A 25070-nucleotide genomic window follows, 5' to 3' on the forward strand; every position below is an offset into this window, starting at 1 on the left:
CACTCCGGCACCCACCCGCGCATGCCCACGCCCACCGGGCGCAGTTTCGACGTCGAGGCGATCTTCCTGGTCACCCTGCGCGAGGGGCGGATCTCGCTGATCCGCCTGTCGCCGCTGCCGCCCCGGCCGCGGCGGTCGTGGGCGATCGCGCGGAAACCGGGGGCGAGCGCGGCGGCGAGGGCGGCGACGGTGGTGCGGTCGTTGAAGGCGCCGCCCACCAGGATCACCGGGTGGCCCTCGCCGCTGCTCTCGAACGCGATGCGGGTGCCGTCGGCCGAGGTGACGGTCTGAACCGTGGACTGCATGTCGAACTCCTTCTGCGGGCTCTTGTCAGCAGGAGGTCGGAGCCGTCCCACGCTTCTCTACATGCTTCTACCGGAAAATTCGCGGATCGGCCTGAAGGCCGCGCGAGAGCCGGACGGTGATGAACTCGTTGTCGTCGGGACGGCCCGGCGTGCGGCCGCTGGAGAAGGGGAAGTTGTTGTCGTCCAGCAGGCCCAGGGTGCGGTCGTCGAGGACGACGACGTCCTCGATGGTCTGGAACGGGAACCGGAACGTGCCGGGCGCGCCGCCGAGGCCGCGCGGGTCGGCCAGGTCGAGCAGGTTGGCCACCTGCGTCTTGTCCAGGGCGCCGTCGTGGTCGCGGTCGCGCGTGTCGGCCAGGTAGACGCGCTTGACCTTGGCCGCGTCACCCTGGAGGTTGTCCCGCTCGATGATCAGGAAGCGGTTCGCGTCCACGGCGACGGCGTCGCCGATGGAGTGCGCGGGGTCCTCCAGCCGGTACGTCCACGTGCGCCCGGTGTACGCGCGCTTGCGCAGGTCGAACTCGTTCATCCGCAGAGTGCCCGCCGGGTCGCCGCTCACCGTGCCTTCGAGCAGCGGGTAGAGCCGGCGGCCGTCCACCGACCTGGCCATGCCCTCGAAGCCCTTGGAGCTGGCCAGGTTGGGCTGGGCGCCGTTCAGCCAGGGGTTCTCGGGGGCCTTGACGCCGGGCAGCTCGATCGGGGCGTCGAGCAGCCGGCCCTTGCGGTCGAAGTGCAGCAGGAACGGCCCGAACTCGTCGCCGATCCAGTAGGTGCCGTCCGTCGCGCGCACGATCGACTCGACGTCGAAGTCGGAGCCCGTCAGCGTACGGTCCTGGCGGGTCAGGGCGAACGGGACGAGTCCCCGCGGGTCGGTCAGGTTGAAGCCGCCGAGCACCTCGACCGTCCTGGCGGCGAAGTCCGGCTTGACGCGGTGCACGCGCAGGAGGAAGTCGGCGCTGTTGGCCTTGTTGCCGAAGCCGTTGTCGGACAGCACGTCGAAGGTGCCGTCGTGGCGGCGGGCGATGCCGCTGAAGCCCTGCACGGGCTGGCCGGGGAAGGGCGGGGTGACGCCGTTGACCGGCGCGGCGCCGAGGAGGGAGCCCGACGGCTCGCTGCCGGGCACGTAGGTCTGCGCGGGCAGCGCGGCGAAGCCGGTCAGCGTGGCGCGGCCGAACGCGGCGGGGCCGCGGTCCCCGGGCCGGGCGGGGTCGGCCATGGCGGCGGTGGCCGGGGCGGCGAGGGCGAGCGCCAGGGCCGCCGCGCACGTCAGGGTGGTGATGCGTCTCATGGCGGGCACGCTAGAGGCGGCACATGACGGCATTCCGAACATGAGACGACCTTCAGGGACGCTCATGACGTCGTTGCCGGTCCGCCCGAGCCCGGTGACCTGCGCACATTCCCGGACGAGAGGCGCGCACGACGGGAAACGCGACGGCCACCCCTGCCCTGGGTCGGGCGGGGGTGGCCGGGCGATGCTTTGTGCGGGATGACGATCTCGGGCCTGATCAGGCAGTTGCCCCGACCGGGTTCGCCAGAGCCTGGACATGGAAGGCCAGGCTCCGGTTCATCGGGACAACTGAGTGATCACGCGATGATCGTTGATGCTGCCGAGGTGTGTCAGGCGGCGGAGATGCCGGCGCTGGCGGCGCGGCGCATGCGACGGCGACGCTCGCTGGCGCGCTCGTCCTCGTTGAGACCGCCCCACGTGCCGTACTTCTCCGGCCGGGACAGCGCGTAGTCTAGGCACTCGTTGCGGACAGGGCACCCGGCGCAGATCGCCTTGGCCTTCCGCTCACGTACGTCACGCTCGGGCTGCCGCTCCCCGTCGGGGCCGAAGAAGAGCACGAGATCCTCACCCCGGCACGCGGCATCATCCTGCCAACCCCAGCTGGGGCGCGGGCGGGCGAGCTGCCGACGTACCTGAGACATGAGAAAACCACCTTCGTGAGAGGTATTTCGGTAATTGAGCCGCATTGGACGCTTTTGGCGTCACTGTTCCAACGCAAGGACGGGCCGTGATGTTCCCTAGTCAGGCGAGGGCGGGCGTGGCGTACCGCACAGGCGTGAGCCTGTCCAGCGAAACCAGCCGGTAGGTGGTGATCGTCTCGGCGCAAGCCGTACCACACGGCGCTGTGAACGCCGATGGCTCAACCACAACCTGGAACCGGACGTCTCCGCAGCGCACGACTGCTTCGGTGACGTCGCCGTCCGACCTGGAGGATTCCACGGCCACTGCGCCGACGGAGCACTCTCCCGTATGGGCTCGGGCAAAATGCTCGACGGCTTGCAATGGCTCAGGGATGCCTGCGCGCCCCCGGAGACGGTCGAGAATGATCTCGCCCGACCGGTACGCGTTAGCCGCTGCCAGTGCAGCAGCCTGAGACATGCTGCCGTAGAAAATTCCGTGTGGCAAGCACACGAGGTTGGCGGCGTAGCGATCGCCGCCAACGTGTGACGTTTCCCACACTCTGTCCGGCAAAGATTCGGCCAGCGACCGAGCGAGGGGTAGTCCAATGCGGGCGCAGCACGCATTGCGCTTGGCGTGCGTGCAGACCAGAAATACCGGCTCGTCTTCAAGTATGCAGGACTCCGGGAGCACTCCGGCCACGAAGGCGTCCAGGTCAAGATCGTCCGGACCTGCGACGACGCCGCCGGCCAACCAGGGGCGGTCGCCCGCCGCGTAGGCCAATAGCACACGGATCCCCTGGTCCCGCTGGCGGGTTCGCTTGCCCGGCCGCCTGATGAGCTGGGGCCTGATACCGCGTTCGAGCGCTCTGCGCACGAGTTCGGAGATTTCTTCAGGAAGTTGCAAGCTTTCCAGGTGGGACGGCCACGGCCCGGCGTACTCGACGAGCAGCCAGAGCCTGGCTCCCACGGTGGCGCTGGCCAGGGTGGGCATGGCTCCCGTGTGGCAGCCCGCCGGATGCTCGCATCCCCTCGCCAACGCCTCCCCCTTCCCGAAGAATTAGGTAAGGATAACCTAACGCATCGGCGGGGTTCGGGGCCGGGGTCACCCGGTCCCGAGCACGTCGCGTGTCGCGGGCAGCGCCCGGTCGCGGTCGGCGGCGACCAGGCCGATCCTGGTCCTGCGGTCCAGCAGGTCGGCCTCGTCGAGCGCGCCCTCGTGCCAGACAGACCAGAGCAGGTCGCCCTTGGTCAGGCCGAGCCCGACCTCCTCGGGGTGGGCCTTGACCAGCTCGTACGCCGCCGCGGCCTCGCTGCCGTACCGCTCGGCCAGCCGGGGCGGCACGCCGTCCGGCTGCGGGCCCGCGCCGACCAGGGGGAGGTGCTTCGTCCGGCTCGGTCCGGCGTTGAGGTCTTTGAGGGAGACCGCCCGGTCGATGGCGTCCTCGGCCATTCGCCGGTACGTGGTGAGTTTGCCCCCGATGACCGTGACCACGCCGCCGTCCGACAGCACCGCGTGCCGGCGCGAGAGGTCCGCCGTGCGGCCGTCCGCGGCCAGGAGCGGCCTCAGGCCCGCGTACGCGCCCGCGACCGCCTCAGGGGTCACCGGAGCCTCGAGAATGCCGTTCAGCACCTCCAGGAGCGCCGTGACGTCCTCGGCGGGCACCTCGGGGACGTCGGGCACCGGCCCGTCCAGCGGCTCGTCGGTCAGTCCGACGTAGACGCGGCCGTCGCCCTGGGGGAGTACGAGCGCGAATCGGTTGCTCTCTCCGGGAATGGGCACGTGCATGCCGGCGATCAGCCCCGGCAGCGTCCCGGCGTCGAGCACGAGATGGCTGCCCCGGGACGGCCGCAGCCGCGCCGCCGGGTCGAGCTGCCCGGCCCACACGCCCGTCGCGTTGACCACCGCCCTGGCCCGGATGGTGAACCGCTCGCCGGTCAGCTCGTCGCGCACCTCGGCGCCCTCGTCCGTGAGCCTCAGGGCGCGGCAGCGGGTCAGGACGCGGGCGCCGTGCCCGGCGGCGGTCCTGGCCAGCGCCACGACCAGGCGCGCGTCGTCGAGCAGCCGGCCGTCCCACGACAGCAGGCCGCCGCGCAGCCCGTCGCGCGCCAGCACCGGCGCGAGCGTGTGGGCGCGCGCCGCGCCGAGCCGCGTGGGGCCGGGCAGCAGGCGGCGCGGCGTGCGCGCCGCGGTCCGCAGCCCGTCGCCGAGCCGGTAGCCGGTCATCACCAGGGCGGCCTGCCGCGGGGAGACCGCCGGCGTCAGCGGCAGCAGGTACGGATGGGCCTTGACCAGGTGCGGAGCCGTCGTCCTGAGTAGGATGCCGCGCTCGACCGCGCTCTCGTAGGCCACGTCCACCTGGCCCTTGGCCAGGTAGCGCAGCCCGCCGTGGACCAACTTGGAGCTCCACCTCGACGTGCCGAAGGCCAGGTCGTGCGCGTCGACCGCCGCTACGCTCAACCCGCGGGAGGCGGCGTCGAGGGCCGCGCCGGCTCCCGTCGCGCCGAGCCCCACCACCAGCACGTCCAGCCGCCCGTCGGCGACCACGCCCAGTTCGTACGACCTTCTGCGGGCGTTCAGCGAGCTATCCAAGGTAGGCCTCCAGCAGGGCGGCGAGTTCGGCGTCCAGGTCGTCGAGCGTCACGGGGTCGAGCATCGTGGGGGCCGACAGCAGGAACGACTGGGCGACCAGCAGCACGGCCCGCGCCCTGGCCGGCCCGCCGACGGCCGGCTCCAGCAGGGCCAGCACCGCCTCGTGGCTGGCCCCCCGCCGGTCCAGCAGGTACGGCAGCAGCAGCTCGGGGTCCGCCTCCACGATCTTGCGCCAGAGCGGGTGCCCGCGCAGCCCGCGCACGCCCGCCACGATCGCGGGCACCGGATCGGACAGGTCGAGCCCGGACACGACCGCGACCCACTCCCGCGTCATCAGGTCGGCGACCAGCGAGCGCACGTCCGGCCAGCGGCGGTAGATCGTCATCCGCGACACGCCCGCCCGCCTGGCCACGTCCGTGAGCGTGGTCCTGCGCACGCCGTAGGCCAGGACGCACGCGCGGGCCGCGTCCAGCACACCCTCATTGTGACGGTTCGACGTCATGTGTCACAGTGTATGCGTGACCGGTGAACCCATGCTGTGGTGTGGCTGGGGCGACCCCGCCAAGGCCCGCGAGCTGCCCGAACAGATCCGCAAGCTGCTGCACGACCTGCTCGGCGTGCGCGCGCCCGAGACCCCGGCCGCCGCCATCGAGGAGGTCCGGCTGCCGCCGGTCGCGCTGCCCGAGCCGGTGCTGGCCGCGCTCGCGGCCGTCACCGGGCCCGCGCACGTGCTGACCTCCCACGAGGCCAGGCTGCGGCACACGCGCGGCAAGTCCACGCCCGACCTGCTGCGGATGCGCGCGGGAGACGGCTCCGACGCCCCCGACGCGGTCGTGCTGCCCGGCTCGCACGAGGAGGTGGAGGAGCTGCTGCGGCTGTGCGCGGCCGAGCGGATCGCGGTCGTGCCGTTCGGCGGCGGCACCTCCGTCGTCGGCGGGCTCGTGGCCGCGCGGGCCGGCTTCACCGGCGTGATCGCGCTCGACCTGGGCCGGCTCGACCGGCTGCGCTCGGTCGACGCCGAGTCGATGGTGGCCGACTTCGAGCCGGGCGTGCGCGCCCCCGAGGCCGAGCGGCTGCTCGCCGAGCACGGCCTCACGCTGGGGCACTTCCCCCAGTCCTTCGAGTACGCCACGCTCGGCGGCTTCGCCGCGGCCCGCTCCAGCGGCCAGGCCTCGGCCGGGTACGGGCGCTTCGACGACATGGTCGTCGGCCTCACCCTGGCGACGCCGTCCGGGACGCTGGAGCTGGGCCGCGCGCCCAAGTCCGCGGCCGGGCCCGACCTGCGCCAGCTCGTCCTGGGCTCGGAGGGGGCGTTCGGCGTCATCACGTCGCTGCGCCTGCGGGTGCGCAGGCGGCCGGCCGAGCGCCGTTACGAGGGCTGGCGGTTCGAGTCGTTCCGAGCGGGGACGGCCGCCGTGCGGGCACTCGCCCAGGAAGGCCCGCTTCCCACCGTGCTGCGGCTCTCCGACGAGACCGAGACCATGATCGGGCTGGCCCGGCCGGACGCGATCGGCGGCGGCGGTTCCGGCTGCCTGGTGATCCTCGGCGTCGAGGGCGACTGGATCGGCCACCGGCACGCCGCGGCCGCCGCGGTCCTGGCCCGGCACGGCGGCGAGCCGCTGGGGCCCGAGCCCGGCCAGGCGTGGGAGCACGGCCGCTTCTCCGCGCCGTACCTGCGCGACTCGCTGCTCGGCGCGGGCGCCACCGTGGAGACCCTGGAGACGGCCGGGTTCTGGTCGAACCTGCCGCGCCTGTACGACGCCGTCCGGCTGGCCCTGCTCGGCGCGCTCGGCTCGCCGCTGGTCATGTGCCACGTCTCGCACGTGTACGAGACCGGCGCCTCGCTGTACTTCACCGTCGTGACCCCGCAGCACGGCGACCCGGTCGAACAGTGGGAGCGGGCCAAGGAGGCGGTGAACGCGGCGATCGTCGAGGCCGGCGGGACGATCTCGCACCACCACGGGGTGGGCCGCGACCACCGGGACGCCTACGGCGCGGAGCTGGGCCCGCTGGGCGTGGGCGTGCTCCAGGCCGTCAAGGACCGGCTGGACCCGGCCGGGATCCTCAACCCGGGGGTGCTGGTCCCTCAGTCGCCGCCGGGGATCTGATCGGCCTCCGCCAGCGTCTCGGCGGCGTCGCTGTAGCGGTGGAGGGCCTCGTACGCCTCGGCCAGCCGGTAGAGGGAGACCGCGAGGTGGCCGCCCTCCAGCCCGCGGCTGAGCGCCACGGCCTCCTGCGCCATGGGCAGCGCCTCGGTGGCGCGGGAGCGGTCGAGCAGCATCCTGGCCGTGGTGCGCAGGCAGTGGGCCAGCAGGCCGGTGTGCTCGGCGGGGGAGCGGGCGGCCAGCGCCCGGCTCTGGGCGACGGCTTCGAGCGCCCGGTCGACGCCCCGGCCGCCCCGGCGGGGGAGGGTGAGGGCGTAGGCGAGTAACGCCTGCACGGCCGCCGCGTCGGGGCTGCCCATCCGGGTCGCGTCGTCCGGGCCGTTCCGGTTCATGGGAGCCCACCTCCGCGTCCCAAGGGCTTGCTTGGGGACGTGAGGTTACACCATGCCGCACCATCTGTGTTTCCGGGAGTACGGAGCGTGGAGTGTGCGCGAATGGTGGATGCCGGTAAAGATGTGGTCATGGTGGAAGTCGCGGCCGAGCGCGGGAAGCAGCATTCGTCACGGGTGTCGAAGGCGGGGGCCGGCTGGGCCTGCGCAGAACCGGGGACGTTCGCCCAGCTCAGACCGGACAAGGGCGGATTCACCTGGCTGAATTTACGCACGCTCTGGTTGTCCAGGAACGAGATCCTGGCGACCTTGTTCGGTGATCCTTCGGGGGAGGTGCGGAAACGGTGGATCGCGGCTCAGGAAGCCCGCGGGATAGATCCGGAATTTCGCATCAAGCCCGGCGTCGGGGGACATTTCAATTTCCTGATTCTGGGCGACACCGGCGAGGGCGACGCCTCCCAGTACGCCGTCGTCCCCGGGATGCTGAGGCTCGGGCAGGACACCTCGTTCGCGGTCATCGCCAGCGACGTCATCTACCCGACGGGGTCGGGCAACGAGTACGGGAACAAGTTCTTCCGCCCGTACAAGGACTACCAGGCGCCGATCTACGCGATCCCCGGCAACCACGACTGGTACGACGGGCTCGGCGGCTTCATGCGGGTCTTCTGCGACGCCCCGCCGCTCAAGCCGACGCCGGACCGCGGGCTGCGCGGGCTGCTGTGGCGCAAGCCGGAGACGATCGACGAGGGCAGGCTGGCCGAGGCGCGCGAGCTCCGGGGACGGCCGGCCCAGCAGGCCGCGCAGCCGGCGCCGTACTGGGCGATCGAGAGCGACAGCCTGCTGGTCGTGGGCGTGGACACCGGCATCAAGAACGTGATCGACAAGGCCCAGACGGCCTGGCTGCGCCGCGTCTCGCTCGACCCGCGGCCGAAGATCCTGGTGACCGGGAAGCCCATCTACACAGGCAACGTGCACAAGCCGTCACCGCTGGAGGAAGGCGGCACGATCGATGACATCGTGCGCGACCCGGCCCACCGGTACGTCGCGGCCATCGGCGGAGACGTGCACAACTACCAGCGCTATCCGGTCAAGGTGGGCGACCGGGTGATCCAGTACATCGTGACCGGCGGCGGCGGCGCCTTCATGCACGCCACCCACATCATCGGCAGGGTGGACGTCGCCGGCGTGGCCGAGGACGACTTCAAGTGCTACCCGCTGCGCGGCGACTCGCTGTCCTTCTACAGCCAGCTCTACGCCCGCCGCCTGCGGATGAAGTGGCTCTGTCTCACCCCCGACGAGGCGGTGTGCATCATGTCCAGCCAGATCGGCAACCGTCCGGCCCGGCCGGTCGAGGGCGCGGTCACGGTGACCCGGCGGATGCGCTGGGCGGCGCGGCTGCTCGGGGCCTGGCCGTGGCCGTTCAGGCTGCCGGTGGACAAGGTGTTCCACCGCTTCCTGTCGGAGCTGTCCGACTGGGACCAGCCGCCGTTCTTCAAGCAGTTCCTGCACGCGTCGGTCACACCCGGCCGGCTGACCCTGCGCTGCTTCGCCGCCACCGGCTGCCTGGAGCAGGAGCTCCGGCCGCCGTTGGAGGACGAGGTGCACATCGATTTGTCGTAGCCGTTTGGCACCCTTATGTGCGTGTATGTCGTGGTAGCGGGGGAGACGGTGCTCCCCGTCGGAGGAACGGCCCGGCGCGCGGCCGACCCGGCGTCCGCGGTGCGGGAGCTGGAGTCCGGGGGCGGGCCGCGGTGGGTCTGGGCCGACACGCGGGAGACGTACCCTCAGCTGCTGGGGCGGGGCGTGCGGGTCGCGCGCTGCCACGACCTCGCGCTCACCGAGGGGCTGCTGCTCGCCCACGAGGGCCGCTACGGCGAGCCGCGCTCGGCGCGGGCCGCCCACGCCCGGCTGCACGGCCTGCCGGTGCCCGACGACCAGCCGAGCGTGCCCGGCACGTTGTTCGCGCCGGAGCCGCTGGGGGCCGAGGCGGTGGCCGAGGTGCTGGCCGACCAGCTCCGCCGGATCGAGGCGCTGCCCGAGCCCGGCCGCTTCCGGCTGCTGGTCGCCGCCGAGTCCGCGGGCGCGCTGGTCGCGGCCGAGATGTCGCACGAGGGCATGCCCTGGCGCCTGGACGTGCACGACGCGCTGCTCACCGACCTGCTCGGCCCGCGGCCCGTGCACGGCATGCGCCCGGCCAAGCTGCAGGCGCTGGCCGACGAGGTGGCGGCGGCCTTCGGGCGGCCGGTCAACCCCGACTCGGTGCAGCAGCTGGTCAAGGCGTTCAAGGGGGCGGGGGTGGCGCTGAAGACGACCCGGTCGTGGGAGCTGAAGAAGATCGACCATCCCGCCGTCGCGCCGCTGCTGGCCTACAAGGAGCTGGCCCGGCTCTACAGCTTCCACGGCTGGGTGTGGGCCGACCAGTGGGTGCGCGGCGGGCGCTTCCGGCCCGAGTACGTCGTCGGCGGCGTGGTGTCCGGCCGGTGGGCGACCAGCGGCGGCGGCGCGCTGCAGATCCCCAAGGTGATGCGCCGGGTCGTGGTGGCCGACGCGGGATGGACGCTGGTCGTCGCCGACGCGGCCCAGCTGGAGCCGAGGGTGCTGGCCGCGATGGCCGGCGACGGCGGGCTGGCCAGGGCGGCGGGGGAGATCGACCTGTACTCGGCGCTGGCCCAGTCGTTCGGCGGCGAGCGCGGGAACGCCAAGATCGCCATGCTGTCCGCCATGTACGGCGGCACCAGCGGCGACGCCTCCAAGCTGCTGGCCGTCATGCGCCAGCGCTTCCCCAAGGCGTACCAGTTCGTGGAGGACGCGGCCAAGGCCGGGGAGGAGGGGCGGCTGGTGCGGTCGTGGCTCGGGCGGACCAGCCCGCCGCCGTCCGGGCGGTGGAAGGAGCTGGTGTCCGGCCCGGAGGGCGGCCGGGCGGCCCGCGACCGGGGCAGGTTCACCAGGAACTTCGTGGTGCAGGGCACGGCCGCCGAATGGGCGCTGGCGCTGCTGGCGGTGCTGCGCGGGCTGCTGCCCGAGCCCGCCAGGCTGGTGTTCTTCCAGCACGACGAGGTCATGGTGCACTGCCCGCTGGAACAGGCCGAGGAGGTCACCGCGGCGGTGACGGCGGCGGCCGCGGAGGCGAGCAGGCTGCTGTTCGGCTCGACCCCGGTGCGCTTCCCGATGGAGACGGTGGCCGTGGGGTGCTACGCCGACGCCAAGTGACCGTTCAGGCCGGTCTGTCGCGGTACCGGGCCGAGACCAGCCAGAGCCCGGCCAGCGTGACCATGACGCCGACGACCAGGCCGAGCACGCCGTAGGACAGGATGCCCACGATGGCGCCCGCGATGATCGTCCCGGTGGCGCCGCAGACGTTCATCAGCAGGTCGGACAGGCCCTGGACGGCGGGCCGGCGGTCGATCGGCACCGACTCGGTGACCAGCGCCGACCCGGCGACCAGCCCGCACGACCAGCCGAGCCCGAGCACGACCAGGGCCGTCGTCACCTGCCACACCCGGTGCCCCGCGGTGCCCGCCAGGACGGCCGCGGCCAGCAGCAGCGCCGACCCGAGCACCAGCACCGGCACCTTGCCCGCCCGGTCGGCCAGCCAGCCGACGACCGGCGAGAACATGTACATGCCGGCGATGTGCAGGCTGATCACCAGGCCGATGACGTTCAGGTTCGAGCCGTCGTGGTGGAGCTTCACGGGCGTCATCGACATGATCGAGACCATCGCGGTGTGGGCCACCGCGATCATGACGAGCGCGCGGCGGGCCATGGGGGTCTCGCGCAGCGTGCGCAGGCCCGTCCTGATCGTGCGGTGGCGGCCGGGGCCGGGCTCGGGGGCGCCGTCCAGCGTGCGGGCCAGCTTGAGCGGGTCCGGGCGCAGGCCGCCGATGATGATCACGAGCGCCACGGCGAACGCCAGCGCCGCGAACGCGAACGGCCCCGCCTTGGCCGCCAGCCCGGCCTCGATCCCCATGCGGTCGGCGGGCTCGGCCAGGTTGGGCCCGGCGACCGAGCCGACGGTCGAGGCCCACACCACCAGCGACAGGTGCCGGGCCGAGTGGCCCTTGGGCGACAGGTCGGTGGCCGAGTAGCGGGCCGCCAGGCTGCCCGCGCTGCCGCCGCCGACCAGCACCAGCCCGGCCAGCAGCAGCGGCCAGTTGCCCAGGCTGATCGCGGCCACCGAGAGCGCGCAGCCCGCCAGCGCCGCCAGGTAGGTCAGCGACAGGCCCACCCGGCGGCCCCCCAGGCTCGACAGCCGCGCGGTCGGCAGCGCGAGCAGCGCCGCCCCGAGCACGGTCGCGGTTCCGGCGAACCCGCTGATCACGGTCGAGCCGGACAGCTCGTCCACGACCACCGAGCTGAGCGCCAGGCCGACGGCCACCCCGACGCCGCCCACGATCTGCGCGGCGGACAGGACGACCAAGGTTCGACGCTGGACGCTGACGAGGTCAGGCAGGGAGACGGGGGGTTTCGTGGGGGCGCTGGTCACCTGTGAAGTCTCGCATAGCCCCCGACATCCCCCCAAAGAGGACAGGCATCCATTTCTATTGGGAAAGGTGCCCTTTTCAGAGGATGGTGACGGAATCCCCCACGGTGATCGTGCCGGGGGCGTCCGGGATCAGGTTGATGCCGAACCAGACCTTGCCGTCCCACTTGCGGTGGCGGGACAGCGTCCTGATGGGCTCCTTGCCCTTGGTGTACGTCGCGGTGTCGATCGTGGTCAGCACGCAGCGGTCGCAGCCCTTGGTCACCCGGAAGGCGACCGCGCCGATGCGCAGCCGCTTCCACTCGTCCTCGGCGAACGGCCGCTCCGCCCCGTCGATCACCACGCTGGGCCGGAAGCGGTGCATGGGCAGCGGCTCGGGGACCTCCTCGCCGCGTTCGGCCGCCGTCTCGGCGATCCAGTCGTTGAGCCGGCCGAGTGAGGCGGTCGTGGTCAGCAGCAGGGGGTAGCCGTCGGCCAGGCTCACCCGGTCGCCGGGCAGGCCGTACTCGGGGTTGACGGGACGCCGGGCCGGGTCGTCGAGCCAGGCCAGCCGCGCCGGGCGGCCGATCAGGTCCGACAGCCAGCGTGCCGCGTCGTCGCCGCAGTCGGTGAGCTCCACGGGCGTGCGCCAGACGTCCACGGTGGTCATGGCGGAAGTCGGGGTGACCCGCAGCGGGGGCGCGTGCGGGCCGGTCAGGGTGAGGGTGTCGCCGTCGAGCTGGGCCACGCAGGCCAGCAGCCTGGGGTGCTCGCGGGCGGTCAGCATGCCGCCCTGGCCGTCGGTCACGAGGTAACGCCGGTCGCCGGCCAGCCCCCACGGCTGCACTTCGGCCTCATGGACGTCATGCCCGGCGGTGGACTTGACGGGATAGAAGTGGATGCTCGCCAGTTCCATGGCCAGGACCGTACCTCACGCCCTCGGGACGGCTTCGGCCCGGTGGGCCGCGGCGACCGGCTCCCGGCCCGGACGGGCGGACAGGGCCACCACGCCCAGCGCCGCCGCGCCGAGCACGGCGCCGATCCAGCCGACGGACGGGTATCCGGCGCCCGCCCCGATGGCCAGCCCGCCGAGCCACGGGCCGACGGTGATGCCGACGTTGAAGGCGCAGACGTTCATCGCGGCGGCCATCGTGGGGGCGTCCTTGGCCAGGGTGAAGACGCGGGTGTTCAGCGTCGGGTTGGTGGCGAAGCCGAACCCGCCGAGCAACAGGACCAGCGGCACGGCCAGCACCGCGACCGGCGCGGCCAGAGCCAGCAGGACCGAGGTCACGACCAGCCCGGCGATGCCCGCGTACAGGGTCGCGAAGGGGCGCGTGTCGGCGGTGCGCCCGCCGATCGTGATGCCGATCACCGCGCCGACGCCGTACAGCGCCAGGACGGCGGGCACCCAGGCGGCCCGCAGGCCGGTCGTGTCCACGAGCATCGCGCTCAGGTAGCTGAAGGAGACCAGCAGGCCGCCGGTCGCCAGGGCGGTGGTGGCGAAGGCGAGCCACAGGCGCGGGCTCAGCATCGAGCGCAGCTGCTCGGCGACGCCCGGCGCGGCCTCCCGCTCGGGACGGCCGCCGGGGATCGTGGCCAGCACGCCCAGGGCCGCCAGCGCCGACAGCGCGGCCACGGCCCAGAACGCGGCGCGCCAGCCGAGGTGCTGGCCGATGACCGTGCCGAGGGACAGCCCGACGACGGTGGCCACGGTCAGCCCGCCCGCCACGATGCTCATCGCCTTCCCCCTGGCGTTCGGCGGCACCAGGCCGACCGCCGTGGACGCCGCGACCGCCCAGAACCCGGCGTAGACGAAGGCGCCCGCCACGCGGGTGGCGAACAGCAGGCCGTAGCTGGTGGTCAGGGCCCCGGCGACGTGGGTCAGCGCGAAGACCGCCATGAACGTCAGCAGCGCCGTCCGGCGCGGCCAGCGCATCGTCACGACGGCCAGCACCGGCGCCCCCACCAGCATCCCGATCGCGAACGCCGAGATCAGCAGCCCCGCGTCGGGGACGGACACGCCGAGGTCGGCGGCCATCTCCGGCAGCAGTCCGGCCAGCATGAGCTCCGAGGTGCCCTGGGCGAAGATCGCCAGCCCCAGGATGAACACCGCCAACGGCATGAGAACTCCCTCAATTTTAGAACGCTCAGTACAAAACTCGGGCACAAAAGCGATGGAGGCGCAGGAAAGGTCAGAAAGCGGTCAGCGCCGTCGTCGCGATGGATTCGAGCACCGCCCGGCCCGCCCCGCCCCGGGCCGCGACGCGCAGGCCGCTGACCGTGGCCACGACGAAGTGCGCGAGCGCCAGGGCGTCCTTGTCCGCGCCGATCTCGCCGAGGGCCTGCCCGCGCTCGATCGCGCCGCGCATCGCCTCCACCCGCCGCTCGCCGTCGCGGCGCAGCAGGACGGCGATCTCCGGGTCGTGCGGAGCCAGCTCCACCAGGGCGTTGACCACCAGGCAGCCGGCCGGGTCGCCGGCCTCGGGGTCGACCGCCTGCCACAGCACGGTCCTGATCTTCTCCACGGCCGGCAGGCCGGAGGCCATGAGCTCGATCAGCGCGGACGTGCGCTCCTCCTGGTAGCGGCGCAGGGCCCGCTCGTAGAGGTCGCGCTTGTTCGCGAAGGTGTTGTAGATGCTGCTGCGGCCGAGGCCGGTGGCCTCGCACAGGTCCTGGGTCGAGGTGCCTTCGTAGCCCGCGTCCCAGAACGCGCGCATGGCGGCCTCGACGGCGCGGTCCTCCTCGAACGTCCGTGGTCGTGCCATGACGAGCACGCTAGCACGTTTTGGAATGATCAGTGCAATATGGGTCAGGTGGTCTGGCGGAACGTGTCCAGGAACGTCTTGCGGACCTCGGCCTGGTCGTCCCACTTCAGCTCGGGCATGTCGAACGAGATCGTGAAGGCGGTCTTGTCGTCGACAGTGACGTACCGGGTCAGGGCGTGCATGGGGACGCCCTCTTTGGAGGTGTAGGTGTACTCCCAGTCGGCGGCCTTCCAGCCGCGGTAGCCGGTGGCCTGGAGCTGCACCTGGATATAGCCCTCCACCCCGCCGTCGGCCTCGCGCCGGCTCAGCTCGGCGAGCCCGTCGGCCTGCGGGGCGGCCTGCTCGACGACGATCCGGGTGCCGGAGTCCTTGGGGCCGGTGAAGGTGGCCGCGTCCCCCGAGGCGGCCAGCTTCCAGCCGTCCGGGACCGCCGCCGCGAAGCCGGGCGGGGTGTGCTCCTTGTAGCCGTCGGGCACCGGCGACGGCCCGGTCCTGCGCGGCGCCTGGCTGGTGGCGGCGGTGGACTGCGTGCCGGGCGAGACCTGCGGCGGGCCGCCGGACAGGATGACCACGATCGCGCCGATCACCACGGCCACGCCAGCGACCGCACCGGCGATCAGCAACGGCGTGGGCCGGCCGCCGCGCATCCAGGGGCCGTCGCCCTCCTGGACCCTGCGGCGGCTGGTGCCCGCCCGCGAAGCACCGCCGCGCGAGGGGCCGCTGCGCGCCGGCCCGGTCCGGGTGGCGCCGGTGCGCGAGGAACCGGTCCGGGTGGCGCCGGTGCCCGACGGGCCGGAGCGCGATCCGGCGCCGGAGCCGGGCAGGGTCGCCAGGCGGCTGTGGCTGATGTCGTGCGACAGGTCGCGCGAGTGCTCGCGCAGTTCGTCGGCCGAGGCCAGCGGCCACGGGGCCGGGACGGCGGCCGCCCTGCTGTCCGTCGTCAGCGGCAGGATCGGCTGCGGCGCGGGCGGGACGGGCGCGCCGAGGTCGTCGAGGTCGTCGAGGTCAGCGGCGGGCGGTTCCATCCGGTGCGGGCCGGACGGGCCGCCGAAGGCGTCGAAGCCGCCGGCCGGGGACGGCAGCCGGTCGGTGCGATGGCTGCCCGACGGGCTGGACAGGCCGTCGTAGGGCGGCATCGCGTACCCGCCCGCCGGTCCGGCCAGCGGGTCGTACGGCACCCGCACCGGCCCCGAAGGGGTCTCCACGATGCGCGAGGGCATCGGCCCGGACGGGTGCTCCAACGGCGGCAGAATCCCAAGCGGCGTCGGGTCCGACTCGGCCGGCAGCGTCTCGGGCGGGCGCGGACGGGCCGAGCCGTGGGCGCGCAGCACCGCTTCCAGCAGGTCGGCGACCTGCTCCGCGGTGAGCCGCTCGGCCGGGTTCTTGCGCAGCAGGCCCTCGATCACCGGCAGCAGCGCCCCGGCCCGCTGCGGCCTGATCGGCTCCTGGGTGAGCACCGCGCCCAGCACCGCGATCGCGTCCGGCCCTTCGTACGGCGGCCGCCCCTCCACGGCCGCGTACAGGGTCGCGCCGAAGGACCACAGGTCGGCCGCCTGCCCGATCGGCTGCCCGGACAGCCGCTCCGGCGGCACGTACGCGGGCGAGCCCATGAGCAGCCCGGTCTGCGTGATCGTCACGTCGCCCTCGATGGCGGCGATGCCGAAGTCGGTCAGCACCACGCGGTCGGAGGTCAGCAGCACGTTGCCCGGCTTGATGTCGCGGTGCAGGATGCCGGCCGCGTGCGCGTGCCGGAGCGCGTCGAGCACGCGGATGCCGATCTCGGCGGCCTGGATCACCGGCAGCGGGCCGCTCTGCCGCACGGCCTGCTCCAGCGACCAGGCGCGGACCAGCTCCATCACGATCCACGGCCGGCCGTCCTCCTCGACGACGTCGTGGACGGTGACGATGCCCGGATGCGTCAGCCGGGCCGCCGACCTGGCCTCGCGCAGCATGCGCCGGTGGGCCATCTGCTTGCCCGCCTGATCCAGCCCGTAGGGCAGGATCAGCTCCTTGACCGCGACGTCCCGGTCGAGCAGCACGTCATGGGCGTGCCACACCATGCCCATGCCGCCCCGGCCGACCGGCGACATCAACCGGTAACGCCTGCCGACCAGACGCCCCTGGCTCTGCGGGTCACCCCCCGGCGCACCCTGGTCCGGGCCGGGCCCGCCGAGCAAGCGGTCGGCTGCCATCTTGCCGCCCCCATTCAGCCTCATCCGTCACATCAGAGCGTGACCGCTTCGAGCGGTGGATCGCCGTACGCGCCACCGTGCGCCATGCGCTACTTGCAGATTATGAGGTTCGCCACGATATCGGCGGAAAATCGGTAATGGAAGGCGAAGACCCTTTACAGCCGCTCTGACCTGCAGATATACGGCTTTTCAAACTGATCACTTACTCAGCGGCGAGTGCGATCAACGCGCTGGTGAACGCCTGCGCGGGCGGCTCCACCAGCCCCGCGCCGACCTGGCCGGTGCCCGCCACGCGCCCCGCGATGCCGGTGTTGACGACCGGCAGAATGCCCGTCCTGGCGACGAGCGTCACGTCGATGCCGACGGGCGTGCCGCGGAATCCGAGCCCGGGAATCTGGTACGCGGGATGCTCGGCGAGCGTGATCTCGTACATCGAGCGGGTGGCCCGGACCGCGTCGGCCACCTCGCCGCCGACGAAGCGCACGATCGCGGGCGCGGCGGCCATCGCGAAGCCGCCCAGCCCGGAGGTCTCGGTGATCGTGGAGTCGCCGATGTCGGGGTTGGCGTCCTGGGGGCCGTACGCGCCGAGGTAGAGGCCGTCCGGCACCCCGGCCGGGCCGGTGAACCAGCGCCCGCCGAGCCCGGAGACCTGCACGCCGAAGTCGGTGCCGTTCCTGGCCATGGCCACGACCAGCGAGGAGCCGGGGATGTCGCGGGCGGCGTCCGTGCTCACCTTGCCCGCGGCCATGCCCGCGTTGAGGAAGAAGTGGTCGTTGCCGTTGACGAAGCGCAGCACCTGCGCCGCCTGCGCGGGCGCGGCCTCCACCAGGGCCGGGGCCAGCTCGCGCAGCAGCAGCGAGGTGGCCGCGCGGTTGCGGTTGTGCAGCTCGTCGCCCATCTGCAGGGCCTGCGCGATCAGCGAGCGCAGGTCGATCGGGCCGGTACGGGCCAGCGTCGCGGCGAGGACCGGGCCGAGCACCTCGTCCATCCAGCGCAGCCGGTCGAGCACCTCGGGGCCGTACGCGCCGTACCTGAGCACCTTGCCCAGGCCCTCGTTGAGCGAGCAGTAGGCGGTGCCGCCGTGCTCCTCGTCGCGTACCTCCAGCAGCCACATCGACGGGCTCACCACGCCCGCCATCGGGCCCACCGTGGCGTGCTCGTGGCAGGGCCGCAGCGCGACCGCGCCCGCCGCCAGCCCGGCCTCGGCCTCGCGCTCGTCGCCCGCCAGGCCCTCCAGCAACATCGCGCCGATCAGCGCGCCGCGCATCGGGCCCGAGGCGCGGTCCCACTCGATCGGCGGCCCGGCGTGCAGGAGCGTCCCCGCGGGCAGCACCTCGGCGGCCCGCCGCAGGCCCACCAGGTACGGCCGCGCGCTCGTCAGCCTGCGCACGGCCAGCTCGTTGGCGGCCGTCCTGCGCGGGTCGGCCAGCACCTTGGCCAGGGCGTCGGCGGTGCCGGGCAGCGGCGGTCGCCAGGCCACCGGCGTCGTCGGCACGGCCTGGGCCGCCAGCGCCTCGTCGAGCAGCCCCGCGCCGACGGTGATCACCCGCGGCGGCCCCGACAGCAGGCTCACGACACCCTCCCGGCAAGGCGACGAACGGCGAACGAGGGCACGGCGGGCGGGGTCACAGGAGGCTCCGGGCGTGGCGGGCGGCCTCGGCGTTGGAGACGAACACGGCCGCCCCGGCCTCGCGCAACGCCGCGGCCTGCCGGTGCAGGTCCTGGGGATCGCCCGCGCTGCCGACCAGCGCCACCACGACGGTGGCCGGCGTACGGGCGACGGCCGGCGCGAGCGAGGCCGCCGGGTCGGGGTCGGCGGCGTGGCCGAGGACGACGTCCATGAGCACCACCTCGTCCGCCCGGACCCGCGACAGGGCCTCCAGGCGCAGCGTCGGATCGATCATCGGATGCGCCCGGCCCCTGGTGTAGGCGTCGTCCCCGAAGTCGGTGAACTCGCCGGGCCCGGCCAGGACGGCGGCCTCCGCGCACAGCGTGCCGCCCGCGTACAGCCCCCTGACACTCCGCGGCTCCCCGCGCAGCGCTCCCGGCCAGGACGGCCATCCGGGCACGCCGCGGCCCAGCGCCCGCAGCGCCCGCCCGGCCGCCTCGGTGAGGTCGGTCTCCGGCAGCACCGCCTCCACCACCGGCGTGCGCAGCCCGGCCGCCACCTCCCGGACGGCCCCCGCCACGCCGGGTCCGGGCGGCTTGCCGACCAGCACGATCAGCTCGGTGGCCGGATCGTCGTCGAGCAGCCGCAGGGCGCGCATCGTGGCCAGCCCGCCGACCTCGGCGGACAGGTCCCTGCCGCCCACGCCGAGGATGTGGCTGATCCCGGCCTCCGCCCAGTCGAGCAGGCAGGACACCTGCTGGGCGCCCGTGCCGGAGGCGGCCACCAGGCCGACCGGCCCCGGCCGCAGCACGTTGGCGAAGCCGAGCCCGACGCCCGCGATCGAGGCGGTGCCGCAGTCGGGCCCCATGACCAGGACGCCGCGCTCCTCGGCCAGCTCCTTGAGCCACCGCTCCTGGGCTAGCGGCACGCCGTCGCTGAAGATCATCACCGGCAGCCCGGCCTCGACGGCGTCGCGGGCCTCGCAGAAGGCGTGCTCGCCGGGCACGGACACCAGGACCAGGTCGGCCGGCGTCCTGGCGGCCGAAAAGGTCGTGCGCGGCGGCTGCTCCCCGGACCCCGTGGCGGCGGTGGCGGCCCGCGCGGTCAGCCGGGCGTCCAGCTCCTCGACGGCCCGCGCGGGGTCGGCGCCGCGCAGGGCGATGAGCAGGTCGCCGGGGCCCGCGGGCGGGGGCTCGAAGCCGAGGTCGCGGACGATGGCGAGGTTGAGCTCGGTGGCCATGGCCACCATCGCCACCTCCACGCCCGGCATTTCGGTCAGCGCACGACTTATTCGCATCAAGGTGACGGAGTCGTGGTACGTCCCTTTTCTCAGCTGGATCAGGTCGTCGCTCACGGGCGCCCGCTCAACGCCCGGACCGAGGCGAGCCCGATCGAGATGCCCTGGGCGAGGTCGGCGCCCGAGGTGTGGCCGAGCCGGTGCAACCGCCGCAGCGCCGGTTCGAGCGCCTGCCTGCCCGCGATGCCGCGCAGCACGCCGGTCACCTCAGGGCTGGCCTCGCCCCTGGCCGCGCAGTGCAGCAACGTCGCCGAGATCGGCGTCGTACGGGTGCGCGCGTCGTAGGTGACGGTCGCCGCCAGCCAGTCGGCCAGCCAGACCGCCCGCCGCGTGCCGGTCGCCGTGCCGAGGTGCCGCAGCGTCACCAGCAGCCCGGCCAGCACGTCGTCGCCGCTCGGCGTGAGCCCGGGACCGAGCCCCACGAGCCGTTCCGCCGCCGTCACCGCGCCCAGCAGCCGGGCCTGCGCGCAACTGCGCGCCAGCAGCTCGACGGCGTCGTTCCCGGCCAGGCCGGGCCGTCCGGGGCCGTCCAGGACGACGTCGGCCAGGCTCAGCGGGTCGACCGGGCCCAGCGCCGGAGCCGGGTCCCACCAGCGGCGCACGCCGAGGCTCAGCGAGCCCAGCTCGATGCCGCGGTCGCCGACGGAGGCGTCGTCACCCACGGTGACCTTCGGCAGTGGCGTGGCCAGCAGCACCGAGTTGGGCAGCCGGGCCGCCTCGCCGGTGATCAGGGCGATCACCGAAGGCTCGCAGTCGGTCCTGACCTCCAGGTATATCCCCGCGGAGAACGCCGCGAGCACCCGGGCCGGGCTGCGCGGGGCCTCCAGCACGGGACGCACGGCGGTGCTGGCCGCGCCCGTCACGCGGACCCGGGCACGCCGCGCATGAGTACTGACGGTCACCGAACCTCCCATCGGACCCTGGTCCTGACCGTAGAACGGCCGGAGAACCCTCCGTACGGAGAAATTTGCCAACAGTCAGCGGGAAGGTTGGCTCTTCCTGACAGACCGTCTGGGGAGTCACAATCACCACATGGAGCCCCCCGTGCGTCTGGCCAGCACCGGAACGATCATCCACGGCGTCTCGGTCGGGGAGGTGCTCGGCGTCTCGACGCTGGCCGAGGCCAGGCTGATCGCGGGGGAGAGCGGGCTCGGGCGCATCGTGCAGCGGCTCAACGTCATGGAGGTGCCCGACATCCTGGCCTGGGTCAAGCCGCACGAGCTGCTGCTGACCACGGGCTACCCGCTGCGCAACACGCCGCAGTCGCTCGGCCGCCTGGTCGCCGACCTGGACGAACGCGGCCTGGCCGCCCTGGCGATCAAACTCGGCCGGTACGTGGACGAGCTGCCCGCCGAGATGACCGAGCAGGCCGACCGGCTCGGCTTCCCGCTCATCCTGCTGCCCAACGACGTCGGCTTCGACGACATCCTCAACCAGGTGCTCACCGACATACTCAACCGCCAGGCCGCCGTGCTGGCCCGCGCCGAGGAGGCGCACCGGGCGCTGGTCCACGTGGTGCTGGCCGGTGGCGGGCTCAACGAGGTCGCCGCCGAGGTGGCCCAGCTCCTCGACGTGGCCGTGGCCGCCGTGGACGGCTCCGGCCAGGTCCTGGCCACCGCCGGGGCGGCCGAGCACGTCGCCGCCCTGCGCGAGTCGATCTCCCGCGAGGGCCCGCCGCCCGCGCGGTCCGCCGACACGCCGGGCCGCGGCAGGGCGTTCGCCTCGGCCCCCGTGCTGGCCGGCGGCCACCACCACGGCCGGATCGTCGCCTACAGCGCCACCGGCGCGATCCGCGACAGCGACATCGGCATCCTGGAACGCGCCGCCACCGTCGCCGCGCTGGTCGTGACCCGGCAGGAGGCGGTCAACGCGGTCGAGAGCAAGTACCGGGCCGACTTCCTGCGCGACGTGCTCACCGGCCGGGCCGGCACGCCCGAGCGGGTCGACGCCAGGGCCAGGGCGTTCGGCTGGGACCTGGCGCGGCCGGTGATCGTGCTGGTGGCCGAGCTCGACCCCGACGGCGACGAGCGCAGCGCCCAGGACCGGCTGGTGTCCTGCTGGACGGCGGCCGTGCGGCGGCACGACCCGCGCGGCGCGGTGGCCGGGTTCTCGCACGAGGTCGTCGCCGTCGTGGACGCCTCGCTCGACGCCGCCAGGGTGGCCAAGGACGCCGCCTCGGCGTTCGCCGATGTGCCGCCCGCGACGTTCTCGACCGGCACCTCGCGGCCGAGCCCGGGGGCCGGGACGCTGCCGGAGGCGTACGCGCAGGCGATGAAGGCGGCCCGGGTGGGCCGGCAGCTGCACGGGCCGGGCGCGGTCGCGCACTTCGACCAGCTCGGCGTCTACCGGCTGCTGTCGCTGGTGAACGACACCGGCGAGCTGCACGCGTTCGTCCGCGAGACGCTGGGCCCGCTGGCCTGGGACGAGGACGCCGAGAACGCCGACCTGCGGCGCACGCTGCAGGTGCTCCTGGAGACCAACCTCAACGTCGCCGAGACCGCCCGCCGGCTGCACTTCCACTACAACACCCTGCGCTACCGGATCGGGAAGCTGGAACGCCTGCTCGGCAACTTCACCGACGACCCCCACCTGCGGCTCAACCTGACCCTGGCCCTGCACGTGCTGCGCATGCGCGGCATCTAGGCTTGGGGCTCGTGGATCTGGATTTCGAACTGCGTTCCGAGTACATCCCGCTGTGCGACCTGCTGAAGTACTGCGGGGTCACCGAGACCGGCGGCATGGCCAAACACCTCATCGCCGAGGGCCTGGTCCAGGTCGACGGCGAGGTCGAGCTGCGGAAGACGGCGAAGATCCGTACCGGCCAGGTGGTGAGCGGCGACGGGTTCACGATCCACGTGCAATAACGGCCCGCCGTATCCGGATGGTCGCGACACCCCTTATTGTGCTCTCCGACATACTTCGGAAGACGTCGCCGCTGGTCAGGCGGAAGATTGAGGTGGGTTCGCGGTGTTCGGGTGGAAGCTGCACGGCGACGGGAAGCATCTGACGCCGGGAGAGGTCGTCAAGCCTGACGAGCGGCTCTCCTGGCCCCGGATGGTCGGCATCGGCGCCCAGCACGTCATCGCCATGTTCGGCGCGACGTTCGTGTTCCCGCTGGTCATGGGGCTCGACGCGAACCTGGCCGTGATGATGTCCGGCGTCGCGACGATCCTGTTCCTGCTCATCGTCAAGGGCAGGATCCCCAGCTACGTCGGGTCGAGCGCGTCCTTCGTGGGGGCCGTGGTGGCGATCAGGGCGGCCGGGGGCGGCGACGCGACCGTCACCGGCGCGCTGCTGGCCGTCGGCGTCGTGCTGGCCGGCTGCGGGCTGGCCATCCACCTGCTCGGCGTGCGGATCATCCACCGCGTCTTCCCGCCGATCGTCACCGGCGGCGTGGTGATGCTGATCGGCTTCGGCATGGCCTACGTCGCGGCCGACGTCTACTGGCCCAAGGACCCGTGGGTGGCGCTGCTCACGATGGCGGCCACGTTCGTGTTCATCGGGGTCTTCAAGGGCTTCCTCGGCCGCATCGGCGTGCTGCTCGGCCTGGTCTTCGGGTTCGTTCTGTCGTGGGTCTGGGACGTGGTGGGCGGCAAGATCCTGGCCCCCGACGCCACCGGCAAGGTGACCGAGCACTTCCGCGTCAACCTCCAGGGCGTCGCCGACGCCGACTGGATCGGCCTGCCGTCGCTGCACGGGCCGGTGTTCGAGGTGTCGGCGATCGTGCTGGTGCTGCCGGTCGTGATCGCGCTCATCGCCGAGAACGTCGGCCACGTCAAGGCCGTCGGCGAGATGACCGGCGCGGACGTCGACGGCTACATGGGCCGCGCCATCATGGCCGACGGCGTCGGCACCGTGGTCGCCACCTCGGTCGGCGGCCCGGCCACCACCACGTACGCCGAGAACATCGGCGTCATGGCGGCCACCAAGGTCTACTCCACGGCCGCCTACTACATCGCCGCGGTCATCGCGATCCTGTTCGGCCTGTGCCCCAAGTTCGGCGCGCTCGTGGCCGCGACCCCCGACGGCGTGCTCGGCGGCGTCACGACCATCCTGTACGGCATGATCGGCCTGCTCGGCGCCCGCATCTGGATCGAGAACAAGGTGAACCTGTCCGACCCGGTCAACCTGGTCCCGGTGGGCGCGGGCATCATCATCGCCATCGGGCCGGTCGCCTTCCCGATCACCAGCACGTTCTCCCTCAGCGGCATCGCGCTCGGCACGATCGTGCTGCTCGTCGGCTACCACCTGCTGCGCGCCACGCGCCGCGAACCGGTGCCCGAAACAGGCCGATAACCCCCTCTCTGACCGGCCGGCGACTTCCCCGTTCGGAGGTTCGCTCTGGTGACCGCGGGATATTTGGCAGATCATGCCCGTGTAGCCGCATCCCAGCGGTCCTAATGTGCCCGCAAAGGCACGGTCGCCGGCCCGGAAGAGAGGGCGCAGATGGTTTTCGGATGGACCAGACACGGTGACGGCAGGCATCTGGCGCCCGGCGAGGTGGTCAGGCCCGACGAGCGGCTGAGCTGGCCGCGCATGGTCGGCTTCGGCGCCCAGCACGTGATCGCCATGTTCGGCGCCACGTTCGTGTTCCCGCTGGTGATGGGGCTCGACCCGAACGTCGCCGTGATGATGTCCGGCGTCGCGACGATCATGTTCCTGCTGATCGTGAAGGGCAAGGTGCCCAGCTACCTGGGCACCAGCGCGTCGTTCGTCGGCGGCGTGTTCGCCATCAGGGCCGCCGTCGGCACCGACCAGAGCGTCGCCGACGCCATCGTGACCGGCTCGATCCTGGTCGCCGGGCTCGTGCTGGCGCTGGCGGGGCTGGCCGTGCACGTGCTCGGGGTGCAGATCATCCACCGGGTCTTCCCGCCCGTCGTCACCGGCGCGGTGGTGATGCTCATCGGGTTCGGGCTGGCGTACGTGGTCGCGGACGTCTACTGGGGGCAGGACCAGTGGGTGGCGCTGATCACGATGTTGGTGACGTTCGTGGTGATCGTGGCGTTCAAGGGGTTCGCCGGACGCGTCGGGGTGCTCATCGGGCTGGTCACCGGGTTCGCGCTGTCCTGGGTGCTGGACCGGGCGGCGGGGCCGGTCACCTCCGTGCTGCCCGGCCAGAACCTGCGCGACGCGGCCGGCGCCGCCTGCCCGGCCGAGGGCACGTACTGCGTGGCCACGGCCTTCCCGCACGACCGGGTCAGCTTCGACGCCGTCGCCAGGGCCGACTGGTTCGGGCTGCCGGACTTCCACGCGCCCGACTTCCGGTTCTCCGCCGTGCTGCTCGTGCTGCCCGCGGTGATCGCGCTCATCGCCGAGAACGTCGGCCACGTCAAGGCCGTCGGCGAGATGACCGGCACCGACGTCGACCCCTACATCGGCCGGGCGATCATCGCCGACGGCGCCGCCACCGTCGTCACCAGCGCCGTCGGCGGCTCGCCCACCACCACCTAC

At 73.0% G+C, this 25070-nt stretch carries 21 protein-coding genes and 1 pseudogene; 7 read left to right on the top strand and 15 right to left on the bottom strand.

Features of this window, described 5'->3' with window-relative positions:
• The 6 genes and pseudogenes from ACWCSD_RS20625 to ACWCSD_RS20650 all read right to left on the bottom strand — a co-directional run.
• A pseudogene (locus tag ACWCSD_RS20625) lies at positions 1 to 305 on the bottom strand (hypothetical protein); the annotation flags it as partial.
• A 67-nt stretch (positions 306 to 372) separates the two neighbouring features.
• On the bottom strand, positions 373 to 1593 hold the full coding sequence (locus ACWCSD_RS20630) for an esterase-like activity of phytase family protein (protein ID WP_449916919.1): 1221 nt from the start codon (positions 1591 to 1593) through the stop codon (positions 373 to 375).
• A gap of 329 nt (positions 1594 to 1922) precedes the next feature.
• Entirely contained in the window at positions 1923 to 2234 is a 312-nt protein-coding gene (locus tag ACWCSD_RS20635) for a WhiB family transcriptional regulator (protein WP_125634885.1), read from the bottom strand.
• Positions 2235 to 2334: 100 nt separating this feature from the next.
• Complete coding sequence (locus tag ACWCSD_RS20640) at positions 2335 to 3204, bottom strand: sucrase ferredoxin (protein WP_358284847.1); 870 nt, start codon at positions 3202 to 3204, stop codon at positions 2335 to 2337.
• Between the two features lie 111 nt (positions 3205 to 3315).
• Positions 3316 to 4803 (bottom strand): glycerol-3-phosphate dehydrogenase/oxidase, encoded by a 1488-nt coding sequence (locus ACWCSD_RS20645; protein ID WP_449916925.1) that lies wholly within the window; start codon positions 4801 to 4803, stop codon positions 3316 to 3318.
• Positions 4796 to 5305: a TetR/AcrR family transcriptional regulator gene (locus ACWCSD_RS20650; protein ID WP_352363842.1), complete on the bottom strand. Its 510-nt coding sequence runs from the start codon at positions 5303 to 5305 to the stop codon at positions 4796 to 4798. The genes ACWCSD_RS20645 and ACWCSD_RS20650 overlap by 8 nt, the downstream gene beginning before the upstream one ends.
• 31 nt (positions 5306 to 5336) lie before the next feature.
• Between ACWCSD_RS20650 and ACWCSD_RS20655 the strand changes: the two genes are divergently transcribed.
• Positions 5337 to 6911, top strand: a complete 1575-nt coding sequence (locus ACWCSD_RS20655; protein ID WP_449916950.1) for an FAD-binding oxidoreductase — start codon at positions 5337 to 5339, stop codon at positions 6909 to 6911.
• Here ACWCSD_RS20655 and ACWCSD_RS20660 read toward each other — a convergent pair.
• Complete coding sequence (locus ACWCSD_RS20660) at positions 6890 to 7300, bottom strand: hypothetical protein (RefSeq protein ID WP_397163653.1); 411 nt, start codon at positions 7298 to 7300, stop codon at positions 6890 to 6892. The genes ACWCSD_RS20655 and ACWCSD_RS20660 overlap by 22 nt on opposite strands.
• 129 nt (positions 7301 to 7429) lie before the next feature.
• Here ACWCSD_RS20660 and ACWCSD_RS20665 point away from each other — a divergent pair, with 129 nt between their 5' ends.
• On the top strand, positions 7430 to 8917 hold the full coding sequence (locus ACWCSD_RS20665; RefSeq protein WP_397163654.1) for a metallophosphoesterase family protein: 1488 nt from the start codon (positions 7430 to 7432) through the stop codon (positions 8915 to 8917).
• 15 nt (positions 8918 to 8932) lie between these two features.
• Positions 8933 to 10507 (top strand): bifunctional 3'-5' exonuclease/DNA polymerase, encoded by a 1575-nt coding sequence (locus ACWCSD_RS20670; protein WP_449916929.1) that lies wholly within the window; start codon positions 8933 to 8935, stop codon positions 10505 to 10507.
• 4 nt (positions 10508 to 10511) lie between these two features.
• Here the strand turns inward: ACWCSD_RS20670 and ACWCSD_RS20675 are convergent, their stop codons facing one another.
• From ACWCSD_RS20675 to ACWCSD_RS20710, 8 genes are all read right to left on the bottom strand, one after another.
• Complete coding sequence (locus ACWCSD_RS20675) at positions 10512 to 11714, bottom strand: MFS transporter (RefSeq protein ID WP_449916931.1); 1203 nt, start codon at positions 11712 to 11714, stop codon at positions 10512 to 10514.
• Positions 11715 to 11856: 142 nt separating this feature from the next.
• A complete protein-coding gene (locus ACWCSD_RS20680; protein ID WP_449916934.1) occupies positions 11857 to 12672 on the bottom strand; it encodes an MOSC domain-containing protein in 816 nt (271 codons plus the stop codon).
• Positions 12673 to 12687: 15 nt separating this feature from the next.
• Positions 12688 to 13878, bottom strand: a complete 1191-nt coding sequence (locus ACWCSD_RS20685; RefSeq protein ID WP_387664156.1) for a Cmx/CmrA family chloramphenicol efflux MFS transporter — start codon at positions 13876 to 13878, stop codon at positions 12688 to 12690.
• Positions 13879 to 13948: 70 nt separating this feature from the next.
• On the bottom strand, positions 13949 to 14521 hold the full coding sequence (locus ACWCSD_RS20690; RefSeq protein ID WP_397163659.1) for a TetR/AcrR family transcriptional regulator: 573 nt from the start codon (positions 14519 to 14521) through the stop codon (positions 13949 to 13951).
• Positions 14522 to 14565: 44 nt separating this feature from the next.
• The gene (locus tag ACWCSD_RS20695; RefSeq protein ID WP_449916938.1) at positions 14566 to 16713 is read right to left on the bottom strand and encodes a protein kinase domain-containing protein; all 2148 of its coding nucleotides are present in this window, start codon (positions 16711 to 16713) and stop codon (positions 14566 to 14568) included.
• 202 nt (positions 16714 to 16915) lie between these two features.
• Entirely contained in the window at positions 16916 to 18286 is a 1371-nt protein-coding gene (locus ACWCSD_RS20700) for a DUF1116 domain-containing protein (RefSeq protein ID WP_449916941.1), read from the bottom strand.
• 52 nt (positions 18287 to 18338) lie between these two features.
• Positions 18339 to 19676, bottom strand: a complete 1338-nt coding sequence (locus tag ACWCSD_RS20705; RefSeq protein ID WP_397163665.1) for an FdrA family protein — start codon at positions 19674 to 19676, stop codon at positions 18339 to 18341.
• Entirely contained in the window at positions 19673 to 20521 is an 849-nt protein-coding gene (locus ACWCSD_RS20710) for a DUF2877 domain-containing protein (protein WP_352322369.1), read from the bottom strand. Before ACWCSD_RS20710 ends, ACWCSD_RS20705 begins: the two co-directional genes overlap by 4 nt.
• A gap of 130 nt (positions 20522 to 20651) precedes the next feature.
• On the opposite strand from ACWCSD_RS20710, the gene ACWCSD_RS20715 reads away from it, so the two are divergent.
• The 4 genes from ACWCSD_RS20715 to ACWCSD_RS20730 all read left to right on the top strand — a co-directional run.
• Positions 20652 to 22262: a PucR family transcriptional regulator gene (locus ACWCSD_RS20715; RefSeq protein WP_449916944.1), complete on the top strand. Its 1611-nt coding sequence runs from the start codon at positions 20652 to 20654 to the stop codon at positions 22260 to 22262.
• 11 nt (positions 22263 to 22273) lie between these two features.
• On the top strand, positions 22274 to 22483 hold the full coding sequence (locus tag ACWCSD_RS20720) for an RNA-binding S4 domain-containing protein (protein ID WP_352363868.1): 210 nt from the start codon (positions 22274 to 22276) through the stop codon (positions 22481 to 22483).
• A 103-nt stretch (positions 22484 to 22586) separates the two neighbouring features.
• Positions 22587 to 23915 (top strand): uracil-xanthine permease family protein, encoded by a 1329-nt coding sequence (locus tag ACWCSD_RS20725; protein WP_397163668.1) that lies wholly within the window; start codon positions 22587 to 22589, stop codon positions 23913 to 23915.
• A gap of 150 nt (positions 23916 to 24065) precedes the next feature.
• A partial coding sequence (locus tag ACWCSD_RS20730) for a uracil-xanthine permease family protein (RefSeq protein ID WP_449916948.1) occupies positions 24066 to 25070 on the top strand: 1005 nt, incomplete at its 3' end.

It is taken from the genome of Nonomuraea sp. NPDC001684 (assembly GCF_053596515.1).

What these genes read in the sequence shown, in the direction of transcription:
- ACWCSD_RS20630 (WP_449916919.1), bottom strand. Translation starts at nt 1,593, where the DNA reads ATGAGACGCATCACCACCCTGACGTGCGCGGCGGCCCTGGCGCTCGCC.
- ACWCSD_RS20635 (WP_125634885.1), bottom strand. Translation starts at nt 2,234, where the DNA reads ATGTCTCAGGTACGTCGGCAGCTCGCCCGCCCGCGCCCCAGCTGGGGT.
- ACWCSD_RS20640 (WP_358284847.1), bottom strand. Translation starts at nt 3,204, where the DNA reads ATGCCCACCCTGGCCAGCGCCACCGTGGGAGCCAGGCTCTGGCTGCTC.
- ACWCSD_RS20650 (WP_352363842.1), bottom strand. Translation starts at nt 5,305, where the DNA reads ATGACGTCGAACCGTCACAATGAGGGTGTGCTGGACGCGGCCCGCGCG.
- ACWCSD_RS20655 (WP_449916950.1), top strand. Translation starts at nt 5,337, where the DNA reads ATGCTGTGGTGTGGCTGGGGCGACCCCGCCAAGGCCCGCGAGCTGCCC.
- ACWCSD_RS20660 (WP_397163653.1), bottom strand. Translation starts at nt 7,300, where the DNA reads ATGAACCGGAACGGCCCGGACGACGCGACCCGGATGGGCAGCCCCGAC.
- ACWCSD_RS20665 (WP_397163654.1), top strand. Translation starts at nt 7,430, where the DNA reads ATGGTGGAAGTCGCGGCCGAGCGCGGGAAGCAGCATTCGTCACGGGTG.
- ACWCSD_RS20670 (WP_449916929.1), top strand. Translation starts at nt 8,933, where the DNA reads ATGTGCGTGTATGTCGTGGTAGCGGGGGAGACGGTGCTCCCCGTCGGA.
- ACWCSD_RS20680 (WP_449916934.1), bottom strand. Translation starts at nt 12,672, where the DNA reads ATGGAACTGGCGAGCATCCACTTCTATCCCGTCAAGTCCACCGCCGGG.
- ACWCSD_RS20685 (WP_387664156.1), bottom strand. Translation starts at nt 13,878, where the DNA reads ATGCCGTTGGCGGTGTTCATCCTGGGGCTGGCGATCTTCGCCCAGGGC.
- ACWCSD_RS20690 (WP_397163659.1), bottom strand. Translation starts at nt 14,521, where the DNA reads ATGGCACGACCACGGACGTTCGAGGAGGACCGCGCCGTCGAGGCCGCC.
- ACWCSD_RS20695 (WP_449916938.1), bottom strand. Translation starts at nt 16,713, where the DNA reads ATGGCAGCCGACCGCTTGCTCGGCGGGCCCGGCCCGGACCAGGGTGCG.
- ACWCSD_RS20715 (WP_449916944.1), top strand. Translation starts at nt 20,652, where the DNA reads ATGGAGCCCCCCGTGCGTCTGGCCAGCACCGGAACGATCATCCACGGC.